Source organism: Cruoricaptor ignavus (assembly GCF_014961145.1).
In the GTDB taxonomy this organism is placed as follows: Bacteria; Bacteroidota; Bacteroidia; order Flavobacteriales; family Weeksellaceae; genus Cruoricaptor; species Cruoricaptor ignavus.
On sequence record NZ_CP063145.1, the window covers coordinates 992,603 to 1,008,955 of the forward strand.

Annotated in this window: 14 protein-coding genes; 6 read left to right on the plus strand and 8 right to left on the minus strand. The window is 46.6% G+C overall.

The features are described from left to right. Window positions 1–25: 25 nt before the first annotated feature. The 3 genes from IMZ16_RS04750 to folE all read right to left on the minus strand — a co-directional run bounded on the left by IMZ16_RS04750 (window position 26) and on the right by folE (window position 4,930). Window positions 26–2,680, minus strand: coding sequence for a 4-alpha-glucanotransferase (locus tag IMZ16_RS04750; protein WP_193440698.1), 2,655 nt, complete (start codon window positions 2,678–2,680; stop codon window positions 26–28). A 44-nt stretch (window positions 2,681–2,724) separates the two neighbouring features. Next, window positions 2,725–4,185, minus strand: coding sequence for a cysteine--tRNA ligase (gene cysS / locus IMZ16_RS04755; RefSeq protein WP_193440699.1), 1,461 nt, complete (start codon window positions 4,183–4,185; stop codon window positions 2,725–2,727). Window positions 4,186–4,270: 85 nt separating this feature from the next. Continuing rightward, window positions 4,271–4,930, minus strand: coding sequence for a GTP cyclohydrolase I FolE (gene folE, locus IMZ16_RS04760; protein WP_193440700.1), 660 nt, complete (start codon window positions 4,928–4,930; stop codon window positions 4,271–4,273). A gap of 137 nt (window positions 4,931–5,067) precedes the next feature. Between folE and IMZ16_RS04765 the strand changes: the two genes are divergently transcribed. From IMZ16_RS04765 to pyk, 5 genes are read left to right on the plus strand one after another with little or no spacing between them, the layout of a single operon-like run. After that, entirely contained in the window at window positions 5,068–5,307 is a 240-nt protein-coding gene (locus tag IMZ16_RS04765) for an acyl carrier protein (RefSeq protein ID WP_193440701.1), read from the plus strand. Window positions 5,308–5,331: 24 nt separating this feature from the next. Next, entirely contained in the window at window positions 5,332–6,576 is a 1,245-nt protein-coding gene (gene fabF, locus IMZ16_RS04770; RefSeq protein WP_193440702.1) for a beta-ketoacyl-ACP synthase II, read from the plus strand. A 6-nt stretch (window positions 6,577–6,582) separates the two neighbouring features. Continuing rightward, on the plus strand, window positions 6,583–7,350 hold the full coding sequence (locus IMZ16_RS04775; RefSeq protein ID WP_193440703.1) for a ribonuclease III family protein: 768 nt from the start codon (window positions 6,583–6,585) through the stop codon (window positions 7,348–7,350). Further along, window positions 7,343–7,792 (plus strand): IPExxxVDY family protein, encoded by a 450-nt coding sequence (locus IMZ16_RS04780; RefSeq protein WP_083541107.1) that lies wholly within the window; start codon window positions 7,343–7,345, stop codon window positions 7,790–7,792. The genes IMZ16_RS04775 and IMZ16_RS04780 overlap by 8 nt, the downstream gene beginning before the upstream one ends. Further along, on the plus strand, window positions 7,785–9,230 hold the full coding sequence (pyk, locus tag IMZ16_RS04785; protein WP_073177477.1) for a pyruvate kinase: 1,446 nt from the start codon (window positions 7,785–7,787) through the stop codon (window positions 9,228–9,230). The genes IMZ16_RS04780 and pyk overlap by 8 nt, the downstream gene beginning before the upstream one ends. Before the next feature lie 62 nt (window positions 9,231–9,292). Here pyk and IMZ16_RS04790 read toward each other — a convergent pair whose 3' ends face one another. The 5 genes from IMZ16_RS04790 to IMZ16_RS04810 all read right to left on the minus strand — a co-directional run bounded on the left by IMZ16_RS04790 (window position 9,293) and on the right by IMZ16_RS04810 (window position 15,553). After that, window positions 9,293–10,585, minus strand: coding sequence for an aldehyde dehydrogenase family protein (locus IMZ16_RS04790; protein ID WP_193440704.1), 1,293 nt, complete (start codon window positions 10,583–10,585; stop codon window positions 9,293–9,295). A gap of 53 nt (window positions 10,586–10,638) precedes the next feature. Further along, window positions 10,639–11,898 carry an Nramp family divalent metal transporter gene (locus tag IMZ16_RS04795; protein WP_193440705.1) on the minus strand — a complete coding sequence of 420 codons (1,260 nt, stop codon included), beginning with the start codon at window positions 11,896–11,898 and terminating at the stop codon, window positions 10,639–10,641. Between the two features lie 6 nt (window positions 11,899–11,904). Next, the gene (gene hutG, locus IMZ16_RS04800) at window positions 11,905–12,822 is read right to left on the minus strand and encodes a formimidoylglutamase (RefSeq protein ID WP_193440706.1); all 918 of its coding nucleotides are present in this window, start codon (window positions 12,820–12,822) and stop codon (window positions 11,905–11,907) included. 61 nt (window positions 12,823–12,883) lie between these two features. Next, a complete protein-coding gene (hutI, locus tag IMZ16_RS04805; protein ID WP_193440707.1) occupies window positions 12,884–14,140 on the minus strand; it encodes an imidazolonepropionase in 1,257 nt (418 codons plus the stop codon). A gap of 153 nt (window positions 14,141–14,293) precedes the next feature. Then, on the minus strand, window positions 14,294–15,553 hold the full coding sequence (locus tag IMZ16_RS04810) for an Nramp family divalent metal transporter (RefSeq protein ID WP_073177492.1): 1,260 nt from the start codon (window positions 15,551–15,553) through the stop codon (window positions 14,294–14,296). Window positions 15,554–15,650: 97 nt separating this feature from the next. Here IMZ16_RS04810 and IMZ16_RS04815 point away from each other — a divergent pair, with 97 nt between their 5' ends. Beyond that, window positions 15,651–16,328: a metal-dependent transcriptional regulator gene (locus tag IMZ16_RS04815; RefSeq protein WP_227411569.1), complete on the plus strand. Its 678-nt coding sequence runs from the start codon at window positions 15,651–15,653 to the stop codon at window positions 16,326–16,328. Window positions 16,329–16,353 lie beyond the last annotated feature (25 nt).

A 16,353-nucleotide genomic window follows, 5' to 3' on the forward strand; every position in this document is an offset into this window, starting at 1 on the left:
GATGTAAATTGTTGACAATCAATAATTAAACTCTTCCAGAATCTTTCATCCAGTTGTAAATTTTTTCGCTAAAATCAGTTCGGGAATTAAGATTTTCCAAACTGATATGCATTCTGTAGCGCCAGTAATGCGGAAAATTTCCAGGGTCGTTTATTCGTTCGTTTTCAAGCTTCGGATTGGCAATTTCAGCATCGGTTGCAAAGAAATCCTGGATCGGGAAAATCGCAAGCATCGCATCGGAATAGATGTGCTGCTTCAAAATCATTTCCGCAAGATACGGCTCTAAATCCACCGGTGCAGTGCCCCACTGATGAAGCTGCTGATTGAAGTAATCCTGCGTAAGACCGCGGTTTTCCTGCCACCATTGCCGCAATGTGGAGCTGTCGTGCGAACTTGTGGTAACCACATTGAGATAACCCGCAACTTTCGGATTGTAAAACGGCAAATTATCAGGCGCCATACGTTGAACTTTCAACGCCAAAATCCCCAGCCTGTCCATTACAACAGGAACGCTGTCCGGAACGAAGCCAAGGTCTTCAGCGCAAATTAGCATAGCGGAAGAATCGAGAATTGCCGGCAGCTTTTCCATCGCACTTTTCGCCCAGAGCTCATCCTGCCAATTGAAAAAATAATCTTTGTGAAGATGGTAAAATTCGTGTTTTTCAAAGTCGGAAAGGAAACGGTACGAATTTGTTTTTGCCAAACTAAACTGCGGATGAAACACGGATTTTCCATCACGAATTTCTTCAATTAACAGAACATTTGCAGCCAGCGAAAGCAACTTCTGCTTCAAATCTTCATTTTTATTATTCTCAAAATATTCAGTAATTTTTTGCTGATTATAAAATTCAGGTTTTAAGGAAAACTCAGCATTTTCTTTCGCATCAAGAAACTGAGATTTAATATAATCTTTCTCTTCGCCGAAATATTCATCTAAAATTTGCTCGTTTATAAACGGCCTTACGAAACGCTCATAATTCAGTGGTATATTTCTACGGGAAAGTTCTTCCTCCGTGATCGGAACCGCAGGATAAAAGTAGCCCAGCAAAGCCTGCGTGGCTGTGGTTGGAATGCGCCAAATCCTAAAAAAACCAAGGATGTGGTCTATTCTCATCGCATCAAAATACTTTTCCAAAGCGGCAAATCTGCTCTTCCACCATTGGTAGCCATCGGCCTTCATCGCTTCCCAATTGTAAGTCGGGAAACCCCAGTTTTGCCCAAGCTCTGTGAAGAAATCTGGCGGTGCACCAGCCTGAAAATCCATACCGTAAAGCTCAGGCTCCTTCCACGCTTCCACGGAAAAACGGTAGATGCCTATTGGCAAATCGCCCTTTAAAGAAATCCCAAAATTATGGGCATATTTTATCGAATCTGATAATTGCTTATCCAACTGAAACTGCACCCAGCAATGCAGCATCGCCTCCCTGAAATCTTTACTTTTTTCCTGAAAAATTGCAGCAATTTTCCCGGCCACAAATTTCCGGTGCGTTTTCCATTTTGAAAAATCCGGCGTATTATAGCGGTCTCTCAGGATGCAAAACGCAGCGTAAGGCTGCAGCCATTCCTCATTACTTTTCAGGAATTTTTTGAAATTCCTGTCTTTTAAAATCTTGGAATAGTTAGCATCAAAAACCACGCGCAAAAATTTCCACTTAAGTGCGATAACAGCCTCGTAATTAATTAATTCTAAGGCATTTAGCTCATTTTTATTCTGCAAAAATTCCTCCTGATATTCATCCGGAATTTTAAAATCTAATTCCGAAAAAGAGATGTAAATCGAGTGCAGAGCGTAGAGCGAAATCGGTGCGTATGGATAAGAATCCGTCCAAGAAAAATTGGCAGTGGTATCGTTAATTGGCAGCGTTTGAATTACCGTCAAACCAGCATCTTTAGCCCAATCTGCCAGAAGTTTTAAATCCGAAAATTCACCGATACCAAATCCGTTTTCACTACGCAGGGAAAAAATCGGGATTGCAATGCCGCCTGCATAATACAGCTGCGATTTTTTGAAGCGGAAAAAATGATCCACACGAATTTGCAGCACGCCGCTTTCCGAATTTGGCTGAAGCATTCTGCTTTCACCAGCTTCAATGTCAAACACTTCGCCGGATACCGAATTCTTCAAACCGTATTTATACTCTATCAATTGATTTTCAGGAACATACAGCGCCGCTTCCCAAACACCCAGTGCCGTTTGCTCCATTTCAACAGCCTTGGCTGAATCCCAATTTCCGAGCGCTTCGCTTGCACCCATTATCACAATTTTCCAATCGGGATTGTAGATGGGCGCTTCCAAACGGAACAAGTGAGAATGCTTTTTCAGCGGTAAAACTTTCTTGAATTTCGTGCTGCCGAGTGAATTTTCAAGCACCTTGTTCGTCAAATAATTTTCAGGAAAATTTTTCTTGTTCCAAAAGTCAAACACCTGAAAATCAGCATAGTTATGAGAGAAACTGAGATGATGCAAGGCTAATTCTTCGTTGAGAATTTCGCCAGAATCATTCATCAACTGATATTTGTAAGCGATGCTTTTTGAGAAATAATCGATGGAAACCATCCACTGAGAATCACTTTCATAACTCATTGGAAACGAACGGATTTCCGCATCATTTTCAACAATGGCAAGGCAAAGATTCTGGCCAGGCTTCGTAAAATAATTGATATGAAAAGTTATGCGCATTTGAAAATTTTTATCGGGATAATTTTAAGTTTAAATATTGATAATCAGCGAATTACAAAGGTAGTTCCCTCTCTGCCGTCTTTTAGTTCGATACCTTCTTCCAGAAGTTTGTCGCGAATCTGATCGGAAAGTTCAAAATTCTTGGTTTTCCTTGCCTGATTTCTGATGTCGATTAAAATCTGCATCGCTTGATCCAGTTTTCCGCTGTCGCTCTGCTGAATATTTTGTAAGCCCAAAACATCATAAACGAAGCCATTCATCAGCTTTGAAAGCTCCTGTAAGTCAGCAAATAAAATCGTTTCTTTACCATCCCTGATTTTGAAAATCCAGTTCACGGCTTCAAACAAGTGGGAAATCAAAATCGGCGAATTGAAATCGTCTGTCAGTGCATCGTAGCAATCATTTTTCCATCGGGAAATATCAATGGTAGATTTTTCGTTAGTTGGCAGATTTTCAATTAGTTGCAGGGCTTCCATCAGTCTTTCGAAACCTTTTTCGCTGGCAATTAATGCTTCGTTCGAAAGATCCACCACACTTCTGTAGTGCGCCTGCATAAAGAAAAACCGCACAACGCTCGGATGAAATCCTTTCTGAAAAAAATCATTCTCACCAGAAATCAGCTGCATCGGCAGAATCGTATTCCCGGTGGATTTGCTCATTTTTTGTCCGTTCAGCGTCAGCATATTGGCGTGCATCCAGTAGTTTACCGGCTCGTTTCCAAAGCAGCCTTTGCCTTGCGCAATTTCGCATTCGTGGTGCGGAAATTTCAAATCCATTCCGCCGCCGTGAATGTCGAATTTTTCACCTAAGTATTTGGTACTCATTGCAGTACATTCCAAATGCCAGCCCGGAAAACCCATTCCCCAAGGTGAAGGCCACTTCATAATATGTTCCTGCGAAGCTCTTTTCCAGAGCGCAAAATCCTGCGGATTTTTCTTCTCATTCTGCCCGTCCAAATCACGGGTATTGGCAAAAAGCTCATCGATATTCCGCTTGGAAAGCTCGCCATAATTCAGGCCTTTGGCATCGTATTCCCGAACATCAAAATAAACCGAGCCATTACTTTCGTAGGCTAAACCATTGTCTATCAATACTTTAACAAGCTCAATCTGCTCAATGATGTGTCCGGTAGCTGTAGGCTCGATATTCGGCGGAAGATTGTTGAACATCTTCAGAACATTATGGAAATCCACCGTATATTTCTGCACGATTTCCATCGGCTCCAGTTTTTCCAGCCTGGATTGTTTCACGAAGCGGTCGTTATTCACATCGCCATCATCCGTCAAATGCCCAGCGTCCGTAATGTTCCGTACATAGCGCACATTGTAGCCCAGGTGCATCAGCGCACGGTAAATGAAATCGAACGACATAAAGGTGCGCACATTGCCCATATGCACATTGCTGTAAACCGTGGGGCCGCAAACATACATTCCGACGCGGTTTTCGTGGATGGGTTTGAAAATTTCCTTCTCGCCGGAAAGTGAATTGTATATTTTTAGGTTCAAAGTTTTTTGGTTTAAAGGTTAAGGTTGAAGTTTAAGGTTGAGTGGTTGAATTTTAAAATTAGCTAATCTTCAAATTAGCAAATTCTCAAATTAACGAACCGATATTCACATAATGCAGAAATTCCTGCCGTGTAATCGGGTTGGTGCGGAAAATCCCGCTGAGTTCCGCCGTGATGGTGGAGCTTGCGGTGTCCTTTATTCCGCGGCAGTTTACGCAGAGGTGTTTCGCTTCTATGATGCACGCCACATCCTTCGTACCCAGCGCTTCCTTCATCGCATCCACAACCTGCATCGTAAGCCTTTCCTGAACCTGCGGCCTTCTTGCATAATAATCCACAATTCGGTTGATTTTCGAGAGGCCTATAACCTCGCCGTTTGAAATGTAGGCTACGTGGGCTTTCCCGATGATTGGCAGGAAATGATGCTCGCAGAATGAGTACACCGAAATATCTTTTTCCACCAGCATTTGGCGGTACTTATATTTATTGCTGAAGGTGGAGATTTTCGGCTTATTTTCCGGCAGCAGCCCGCCGAAGATTTCGTGCACATACATTTTGGCAACGCGTTTCGGCGAATCTTTCAGGGAATCATCCGTCATATCCAGCCCAAGCGTATGCATTATTTCCGCAAAAAGCTCTTCTATGCGCTGCGATTTTTCAGCAGGAGACTTCCGAAAAGCATCCTTTCTGAGCGGGGTTTGCTCCTTGCCGGTAAATACATCGTCGTCCATATCTAGTAAATCCATAGATGCAAGATAAAAAGCAAATTTAACAATATTAAGCTTAAAACATTTTTAAAATTCAATTTTAAAAGCGTGAGTAGGTTTTCCGTTTTGTTTAATTTTTTATATTTGCAGCTAATTAAACCATAAACTAAGAAGACATGTCTGACATTGCACAAAAAGTAAAAGCTATCATCGCGGATAAGCTTGATGTAGAACTATCTGAGGTAACTCCTGAGGCAAGCTTCACGAATGACCTTGGCGCAGATTCCCTTGACACTGTGGAATTGATTATGGAATTCGAAAAGGAATTCAACATCCAAATCCCAGATGACCAGGCGGAGAAAATTACTACCGTAGGCCACGCTATCGCATATGTGGAAGAAGTAGCCAGCAAGTAATTTTAAAAAACACTAATTTATTTTATGGAATTGAGAAGAGTAGTCGTAACCGGATTTGGCGCTATCACACCTATCGGCAATAATGCCCAGGAATACTGGGACAGCCTCATCAAAGGTGTAAGCGGTGCGGCGCCGATTACTCTTTTCGATGCCACAAATTTCAAGACGAGATTTGCCTGCGAAGTAAAAGGCTTCGATCCTTTGAATCATTTTGATAAAAAGGAAGCGAAGAAGATGGACCGCAACACGCAGCTTGGTATGGTAGCGGCAAAGGAAGCCGTAGAGCACGCCAGGCTGAACGACGGCAGCGTAGATAAAAACCGCATCGGCGTGATTTGGGGCTCAGGAATCGGTGGCCTTGATACTTTCGAATCGGAAGTTGTCAACTGGGCTAATTCCGAAATTCCCCGCTTCAATCCGTTCTTTATTCCAAAGATGATTGCGGACATCACTGCTGGCCAAATCTCTATTGAATACGGCTTTCACGGGCCGAACTATGCCACGGTTTCTGCCTGCGCTTCCGCTGCCAACGCTCTGATTGATGCCAAGATGCTACTGCAGCTTGGCAAGGCAGATGTGATTGTTTGCGGCGGTTCGGAAGCTGCCGTTACGGCAAGCGGTGTAGGCGGCTTCAATGCTTTGATGGCGCTTTCCACAAGGAACGACAGCCCGGAAACTGCATCCCGCCCTTTCGATAAAGACAGGGATGGTTTTGTGCTTGGTGAAGGTGCAGGCTGCATTATCCTGGAAGAATATGAGCATGCTAAAAAGCGCGGCGCTACAATCTATGCCGAACTGAAAGGCGGCGGGCTAAGCGCTGATGCACACCATATGACGGCACCGCATCCTGAAGGACTTGGCGCCTACCTCGTAATGAAAAACTGCTTGGAAGATGCAGGAATTTCGCCGGAAGAAGTGGACCATATCAATATGCACGGCACTTCCACGCCGCTTGGCGATTTGGCCGAATCCAACGCTATCACAAGGCTTTTCGGTGAGCACGCTTACAATATTCAGATTAATTCCACAAAATCTATGACCGGGCATTTGCTTGGTGCTGCCGGCGTTATCGAAGCTATTGCCACCATTGGCAGCATTCAGCACGGCATCGTTCCGCCAACCATCAATCATTTCACCGATGATGAGAAGATTGATGCAAAACTGGATTTTACCTTCAACAAAGCGGTAGAGCGCGAAGTAAATGTGGCAATGAGCAACACCTTTGGTTTTGGCGGCCACAATGCCTGCGTACTTTTCTCAAAAATCTAGGTGCGAATGAAGTTGCAGAAATTCTTCATAAAATTTCTGAGCAATAACAAGAATACCTTCCGTACAGAGGAAGATTTAATATTTCGCCGGAAAATCTCGCAAATAGTTGGTTGCGAAATAGTTAACTCACACATCTACAAGGAAGCCTTTACGCTTAAAGAGCCCGGCGTAAAAAATTCCCCGAGCTACGAGCGCCTCGAGTTTCTCGGGGATGCTATTTTAGGCTCCATTATTTCTTGCTATCTTTTCAACGCATATCCCGGAAAACGGGAGGGCTTCCTTACTCAGATGAAGTCGAAAATCGTAAGCCGGAACAACCTCAACAAAATCGGCGAAGAACTTGGCCTTCCCGACCTGGCGGAGCAGAAAGCAGGCGTCAGCGCTGGGGACAATCTCGCGGGAAACCTTTTCGAGGCACTCATAGGCGCTATTTATCTGGATCTTGGCTACGAAGTCTGCGAAAAAACAGTTCTCGGAAGGCTGCTGACACCGCAGGAAATTGCCAAGCTGGAGAATAAGATAATGAGCTACAAAAGCTTGCTGCTGGAGTGGGCTCAAAAAAACAAGCTGGAGCTGACCTACGAAACCACGGAGGAACATCTTCCTAATAAAATCCTTAATTTTAAATCGGTAATAAGGATAGGCTCGGAGAAAATCTCAAACGCATCCGACAGTTCCAAGAAGAAGGCCGAAGAAAAGGCTGCGCAGAGAGCATTCTACTCATTAAACAAAAAAGAAAACATCCTTGAAAAATCAACAATTTCTATTGGATGATGATGCCGCCGAGGGCATTTCGGTGGGGCTGCTTCGGCTCTCGAAACAGCTTCCGCCTCACGAGTTTTTTTATCATTTCAACTGTGCCAACCGCCAGATTTACCTGAAGAGAATCAAGGATTTAAAAAATATAGGGAGGGACTACTCGTCATCCCATCTCCGTATGGAGGGCTATCATAGAGAGCTGCGCTGCCAGGTGCAATTTATTGAGAACCGGGCGTCGGAATCGCAGGTTTTTGAACACCAGGGGAACCTTTTCTCAGACGGGGCGGATGTTAATTTTTTGTTACCAATGCACCCCGATGTAGATTTTGTGGTGCGTACCACAGACAATCTTGATGATTTTTCATTAATTTTACTGCCGGAAGGCCTCACATTTTCAATACAAAACTTTCAAATTGACGCCGGGAGCCTTTCAGATTTAATACAATTTTATGACTAACAAAGACTTAAAGAAAACCAAGATCATCGCTACCATGGGGCCGGCAACGGGAACCAAAGAAATCCTTATCGAGATGATCCGGGCGGGGGTGGATGTTTTCAGGATAAATTTCTCTCACGCTGATTATGAAATTGTAAAAAACAATGTAAAAATGATCCGCGAGATCAATGAGGAGCTCGGCACTTCCGTGAGCATCCTTGGCGACTTGCAGGGCCCGAAACTCCGCGTGGGCGTGGTAAAGGAGGGATCTTACCTCAACCCAGGGGATGTACTTACCTTCACCAACGAGGAGGTAGAGGGCGATTCTACGAAGGTATATATGACCTACCAGCAGTTCCCGAAGGATGTAAAGGTGGGCGAAAGAATCCTCATCGATGATGGCAAGCTGGTGCTCGTGGTGCTGGAAACCAACGGAATCGATACCGTACGCGCTAAGACGATCCAGGGCGGGCCGCTGAGCTCCAAAAAAGGCGTAAACCTGCCCAACACGAATGTATCGCTGCCGGCACTTACCGAGAAGGACATCCGCGATGCGAAATTCATCCTTGAGCTAGGCCTGGACTGGATTGCGCTGTCCTTCGTACGACACGCGCAGGACATCCGCGACCTGAAGGAGCTTATAAAAGAGCACGGCGAAGGTTTTAAAACGCCAATCATCGCGAAGATAGAAAAGCCGGAAGGCGTGAAGAATATTGACGAAATCCTTCAGCAATGCGACGGCATCATGGTTGCGCGGGGCGACCTGGGTGTGGAGGTTCCGATGGAGGAAGTACCGGCAATTCAGAAGAATCTTGTGCAGAAAGCGCGCGCTTATTCCAAACCGGTAATCATCGCCACACAGATGATGGAATCGATGATCAGCAGCCTTACTCCGACGCGTGCCGAAGCGAACGATGTGGCGAATTCCGTGCTGGACGGCGCCGACGCGGTGATGCTCTCCGGCGAAACTTCCGTGGGGAAATATCCTGTCCAGGTGGTGCAGAATATGGCTAAGATTGTAAAAAACATTGAAACCACGGAATTCTACCATCGCTACAACCCGATCGTAGACAAGCAGTTCCAAAGCGAGGCAGTGAGATTTATCACCGACAGGATCAGCCTTGCAGCGGTCAGGATTGCCCGTACGACCGATGTTCAGGCGATCATCACCCTTACCAATTCAGGCTATACGGCATTCCAGATTTCCGCACACCGGCCGAACGCGCATATCATCGTATTCAGCTCCAGCCGACGGGTAATTACGATGCTCAACTTGTTGTGGGGCGTCCGGGCATATTATTACGACGGCAACGAGAGCACCGACGAGACCGTGGTGCAGGTAAACAGGCTGGCGGCCGATCTCGGCTATGTAAACGAGGGCGACCTCGTGGTAAACTTGAACGCCACCCCTGCAAATGCAAACGGGAAAACCAACACCCTGCGCCTTACCACCATTTAAATTTTTGGCAAAAGCTGGTGTTACTCAACCGTGAAGTTTCTACTCCACGGTTATTTGTTTGGTTAATGACCGACAATCGTTTTCGCATGGACGAACTCGCGGAGTGCCAGATGAGAAAGCTCCGTACCGAAGCCGGAGTTCTTTATGCCCCCGAAGGGCAGCCGCGGATCCGAGCTGGACATTTTATTAATGGAAACCATACCGCATTCCAGGTTTTCCGTAAAATAATTTGATAACTTCTCGTCACGCGTCCATACGGATGCCGAGAGCCCGTACGGAACATCATTAGCAATTTCCAAAGCTTCCGCAGCATTTTCTGCGAAAAGTATAAATCCCAGCGGGCCAAAAACCTCCTCTTTTAAAACTGGATTGCCTGGCAAAACTTTCAGCAGGCCTGGCTCGAAGGCAATATCTGAAACACGATTCAGCGGGAGGAGGATTTCCGCGCCAGCCTCCACTGCGCGCCGGTACTGCGCCTCCAGATCATCGCCAAACTCCGCTTTTGCAAGCCCACTGAGCAATGTTTCAGCTTTAAATTTATCCCCCGGCTGAAACTTTTTAAACTCTTCCACAAGCATCGGGACGAAATCTTCAGCTATATTTTCCTGGACGATGAAACGCTTGCCGGCATTGCACGCCTGACCGCAATTTTGCAGCCTTGCTCTTGCACCTTCCTCTGCCGCCCGCCGCAAATCTGCATCCTGCATTACGATAAAGGCATCGCTGCCGCCCAGCTCTAGCACAGATTTTTTGATGTGTATTGCCGCGGTGGAAGCCACCTGCGCCCCCGCTTTTTCGCTGCCAGTAAGGCTCACCGCACGCACTGCCGGGTGTGCCAGAAGCTCCTCAACCTCCTTATGGCCAATCTCCAGATTCTGGAAAACTCCCGCCGGGAAGCCGGCCTCTTCCATCGCGCTTTCAATAGCCTTGCCGCTGCCAAAACAAATGGAAGCGTGCTTCATCACCGCTACATTCCCGGCGAGGATAGCAGGAATGATGAACCTTAGAGCCTGCCAGAACGGGAAATTCCAAGGCATTACCCCTAATATAATGCCCAGCGGTTCGTAGCGGATTTCAGAGATTCTAAATTCAGTTTCTACTTTTTCGGCAGCATTATAATTATCGATTTCGGAATAATACCGCACCATTTTTATACATTTTTCTATTTCTGAAACCGATTCGGAAATGGGCTTATTCATCTCTGTGGTGATGAGCCTTGAAAATTCATCTTTGTATCTTTCCAAAACTTCTGCAAACCGAGGGAGGTAGCTTTGCCGCTGATCAAAACTTAGACTTCCCCATTCCTGAAACTGCTGCTCGGCAATGCTGATTTTATTTTTTAAATCTTCTTTCATCCTAAAAAATTTTTCATCCTAAAGCAAAAACCGCGCAATTTTAACTTCAGAATTCAACTTAGAGTTTGCCAGAGTAAAACGAGGTTGAGAAGGATAATCATTGCCGTGATGGTAATCGCCACCGCCTGCTTCCTGCCGGAATTGCGGAAGGTACCCATTATTTTGCTGCTTCCTGTAAACTGCACGAGGGGTACCACGGCAAAACTTAGCTGCATAGAGAGAATCACCTGGCTGAGAATCAGGAGCTCATTGGTGCCGCTCTCGCCGTAGAGGATTGCGACGATAAGTGCGGGGACTATCGCTATGAGCCGCGTAATAAGCCTCCTGGCCCAGGGCTTTAGCCGGATATGCACGAAGCCCTCCATCACAATCTGCCCGGCCAGCGTGCCGGTGAGCGTGCTGTTCAGCCCGGAAGCAAGCAGCGCTACTCCGAAAATTTTCGGCGCCCACTGGGAATTGAGAATGTTTCCGAGCATCTTGTATGCTTCCTGAATTTCTGCAACTCCGGTGTAGCCGCCGGTGTGGAAGGTGGAGGCGGCTACAATCAGTATAGCGGAATTGATGAAAAACGCCAGCAGTAGAGCTATATTGCTGCCCCAGGTCGCAGCCTGGATTGCAGATTTTTTCCCATCCATCGTTCTCCGATAATTTTTATGATACACGATATGGCTGTGCAGGTAGAGGTTATGGGGCATCACCGTGGCACCAAGAATGCCGATGCCAATGTAGAGCATCTCGCGGTTTTTGTAGATCTGCGAGGTTGGCACAAAACCATTTGCCACTTCTCCAAGATCCGGTTTTGAAAGAATAAGTTCATACCCAAAGCAAGCCAGCACGATGAACATAAGTGCTGCCACAATGATCTCCAGCGGGCGGAAGCCTTTGCGTTGTAGCAACAGGATCAGCAGCACATCGATACCGGTAATCACGATTCCCCAGACCAATGGAATTCCGAAAAGAAGGTTCAGGGCGATTGCCGTACCAATAACTTCCGCTAGGTCGCACGCTGCGATGGCTATCTCACAGAGAATCCAGAGTATAAAATTGACTGGTTTAGAATAATTTGCGCGGCAGGATTGCGCCAAATCCATCCCGGTAGCTATACCTAATTTGATGCAAAGATGCTGGAGGAACATAGCGAAGACATTCGATAGCAAGATCACGGACAGCAGCGCATAGCCGAACCTTGCCCCGCCTTCTATATCCGTAGCCCAGTTGCCGGGATCCATATAGCCCACAGCCACCATCAGCCCGGGCGCGGTGAACATCAGCACGCTTCTGAGCTTATGATAAAATGTCTGACTTTCGAGCATTATGCATTAAACTGCTAAAAACCATTCGTTTATAAGGCTTGCTGCCAGGCGCGCGGTACGGCCGTCGATATCGTATTCCGGATTTACCTCCGCCACATCCATTGCTACCATTTTTCCGGATTTTAAAATATGGCGGAAAATATGCATAAAGGCTGCATCCACGAAAATACCGTTGTACGCCAGCGCAGACACCCCGGGCGCGATACCGGCATTGAAGACATCCATACAGAGGGTGAGGTACAGGCAGTCTACACCTGCCAGAAATTCATCAATTTTTCTATAAATATTCGGGAGATTTTCAAAAAACAACTCATCTGCAAGGATGTAATTCATGCCAAAATTGTGCGCCGTATCGAAAAGCTTCAGAGTGTTGGAATTGCGCTGTATGCCGATATGCAGCGAGTGCATCCGCCCCTGCTGCGCAATCTGCCAGAAGCCCGTGCCGGAGCTTGCTCCCACGCCGGGTTCCGGCTCGCGGTTATCGAAATGCGCATCTATGTTAACGATACCCACCCTCTCCTCCGGGAATGCCGACTTTATGCCGGAATAATGCGCAAAAGCAATCTCGTGACCCCCGCCGAAACCCACAGACCGCGCACCCTGCGAAAGCACCCGCCGTACGCAGGCCGCAAAATTCGCCTGCGCCTCTTCCAGATTACGGTTTTCGCAGCGGATATTTCCAAAATCTGCCAGCAGGAAATCAGGGGACACCACCGGGAAGTTTGCCGCCGCACTTCGGATCCTGTCCGGCGCGGATGCCGCCCCTACCCTGCCCTTGTTTCTGCGGACGCCTTCGTCCACAGCGAAACCGTGCAGAGCAAACTGCCCCGGTTGCAGGTTTTCATAATTCAAATCCGTGAGCACCCGCTGGAAAATCCTTTGGTGCAGCGCATCTTCGCCGTCATTTCTGCCTGTCCAAATCATCTTTGGTTCAAAGGTTAAAGGTTAAAAGTTGAAGTTTAGATTGAAAACCAAACCTAATTTTTCAAATTGCAAGATCCTGATTCTTTCCTTCTAAGGTCTCAATTACTTCTCCACCGATCACTACTTTCGCGGGGCGCAGCATACCCTGCCGGTAGAGCACATCCAGGAAATTATCGGTTTCGTAGATTTGGAAATCTGCTCTTTTTCCTTGGGCCAAAACTCCGCGGTCGGAAAGGTTCAGTGCCTTTGCAGAGCGGAAGGTCATCGCGGAAAGCACTTCGGCAGTAGTCAGTTTTTGATAAGTGGCGAGTACCGATGCCTGGGTGACCAGGCTGCCCATCGGGGCGGATCCGGGATTCCAGTCGGTACCGATGGCGAGAATCGCGCCGGCATCCAGCAGCTTCCTCGCCGGGGTAAATTTTTCGCCCAACCCGAGGCTTGCGCCGGGTAGCGCGGTAGCCACCGTTTCGGACTTTGCAAGGAAATCGATATCCTCTTCCGATGTTGCCTCCAGATGATCTGCCGAACACGCGCCCACCTCTACCGCCACGCGGGAGCTCCCGGAGGTGAACTGATCGGCGTGCACGGTAAGCTCAAAGTCCATTTCCTTTGCTTTCAAAAGAAATTCCCGGCTTTCATCTATTCCAAATGCAGATTTTTCGATGAAGATATCCACCCTTCGGGCGAGGTTTTCAGATTTTATAATAGGTAAAATGTCAGCGAGGATATAATCCAGATAGTCGTGGCTGGTCCCTGAGAAATCTTTCGGCACCGTGTGCGCGGCAAGGCAGGTAGGCACCAGCTTGGCAGGCGTATGCTTCTGCGCTTCTTGGATGACGCGGAGCATTTTCAGCTCGTTTTCTGCATTCAGGCCGTAGCCGCTTTTTACCTCGATGGTGGTGATGCCCTGGGAAATCAGCTCGCCGATTCTTTGGAGCATCCCATCCAGCAGCTGCTTTTCCGAGGCATCCCGAGTATGCGATACGGAAGACCAGATGCCGCCGCCGTTTTCGGCGATTTCCAGGTAGGTTTTCCCAGCGTTGCGCATGGCGAAGTCGCTGGCACGGCTGCCGCCGAAGCATATATGTGTATGCGGATCCACGAAGGCAGGCAGCGCAATTGCACTTTGCTGCTGGAAGACGCTTTTGGGCTTTTGGCTTTGCAAAGTTTCAAAATCGGAAACTTCGGCGATGAAGCCATCATCATCCACCAAAATTCCAGCATTGGGAATGATTTCCAGCTGCTCATCGCAGAGTGCGCCGCGCAAAGGCAGCTTGTCCATCGTCACAACCTGCGTGAAAGGTCCGTAAAGTGTCATACAAAATTTTTGATAAATATAAGAATAATGAGGAAGTTCTTTACCATAAATTTAGAAACGCCAGCAGCAAAGCGCCAGAGGCTATCAGCTATAAAAAACGCTGCCGGAATTTCTTCCGAGCAGCGCCCTGCAAACACTAAAAAAAGGATTTGATTAAAATAATATCTGCAAAAGCAAGATTAAATTTAGGATAATGATAATGGCGGTGATGATGATGGCCACGGCTTGCTTCATTCGGGAATTTTTGAAAACGCCCATTATCTTGCCGCTTCCCGTAAACTGCACCAAGGGTACTACCGCAAAACTAAGCTGCATCGAGAGTATCACCTGGCTCAAAATCAGCAGTTCATTCGTGCCGCTTTCACCATAGATTATTGCCACAATCAGCGCAGGCACTATCGCTATCAGCCGTGTTAGCAGCCGCCGAAGCCACGGTTTTAGGCGGATATGCATAAAGCCTTCCATCACAATCTGCCCGGCCAAAGTTCCGGTTAGCGTGCTGTTTAATCCCGATGCCAAAAGCGCTACGCCAAACACGATGGATGCCCATTTGGAATCCAGTATGTTGCCGAGCATCAGGTAGGCATCTTGAATTTCTGCGACGCCGGTATGCCCGCCAAAATGAAATGTAGATGCCGCCACAATTAGGATGGCCGAATTAATAAAAAGCGCGATTATCAGGGCAATGTTGCTACCCCAGGTTGCATATTTTATCGCCGATTTCTTGCCCGCTTCTGTTTTGCCGTATTTTTTGTGGTAAATGATGTGGCTGTGCAGGTACAGGTTGTGGGGCATCACGGTAGCGCCCAAAATTCCAATGCCGATATACAGCATTTCGCGGTTTTGGTAGATTTCCCTCGTTGGCACGATGCCTTCTGAAACAGCCTTCCAGTCGGGCTTTGAGAGGAAAAGCTCGTAGCCGAAACACATCAGGATGATGAACATTAGCGCCGCCACGATGATTTCAATGGGGCGGAAACCTTTGCGCTGCAGCATCAGAATCAGCAAAACATCGATGCCAGTAATCACGATGCCCCAAACCAATGGAATTCCAAAAAGCAAATTCAGCGCAATAGCAGTACCAATTACTTCTGCCAAGTCACAAGCCGTAATGGCAATTTCGCAAAGAATCCACAGTGTGAAATTAACAGGTTTGGAGTAATGTGCCCTACAAGACTGAGCCAAATCCAACCCGGTAGCTATGCCTAACTTTATGCAGAGATGCTGCAAGAACATGGCAAAAATATTAGAGAGGAAAATCACGGAAAGCAGTGTGTATCCGAACTTTGCGCCCCCTTCAATATCCGTAGCCCAGTTTCCTGGGTCCATATATCCTACCGCCACCATCAGTCCTGGCGCTGTGAACATCAGCACTGTTTTCAGCTTTTGGCTAAGTGTTTGGTTGCCTCCCATTTTATTATCAAAAATACCGAATACTTTCTAAGATGCAAAATTAAGTAAAAGTTAGGAAAACCTAAATAATTTGCTAAAATAATTTTTTTTAAATTTGATGAAAGTAATTCCAATGGGAAGGTCAAGCACTGAAGAAAATTATCTGAAAGCCATTTTCACGCTAGCACAAAATGCACCAAATTCTGAAGCGGGAACCAACCAGGTTGCTGCATATCTCGGCATAAAACCGGCATCCGTAAACGAAATGCTGAAGCGGCTGAAGGATAAAGATTGGGTGGATTATGAAAAATACGGCAAAATAAAACTCACCAAGAAAGGCCAAAGTTTGGCAATACAAACCATTAGGAAGCACAGGCTTTGGGAAACTTTCCTTTATCAGAAATTGGGTTTCGGTTGGGAAGAAATTCACGAAGTGGCGGAAGAACTGGAACATATTCATTCTGAAAAACTGATTTCCGCTTTGGATAAATTTTTAGATTACCCTAACTTTGATCCGCACGGTGATCCGATTCCAGATAGTTCCGGCAGGATTGAAAAAGTAATTCGTAAAAAATTAACAGAAGTAGAAGTGGGCAAAAATTTCAGGGTGGTGGCGGTAAAGGATGTGAATGCCGAATTTCTGCAATATGTGGAAAGCGTGGGGATTGTTATCGGCAAAGAGTTTCAGCTGATTTCCCGCGAAAACTTTGACGGACAAACCACTCTGAAAATCAACGGCGATGAGAAAATCATCAGCGAAAAAGTAGCAGAAAATATTTTTGTGGTGGAAGTTTAATTTAATGTAACAATGAACGAATGTA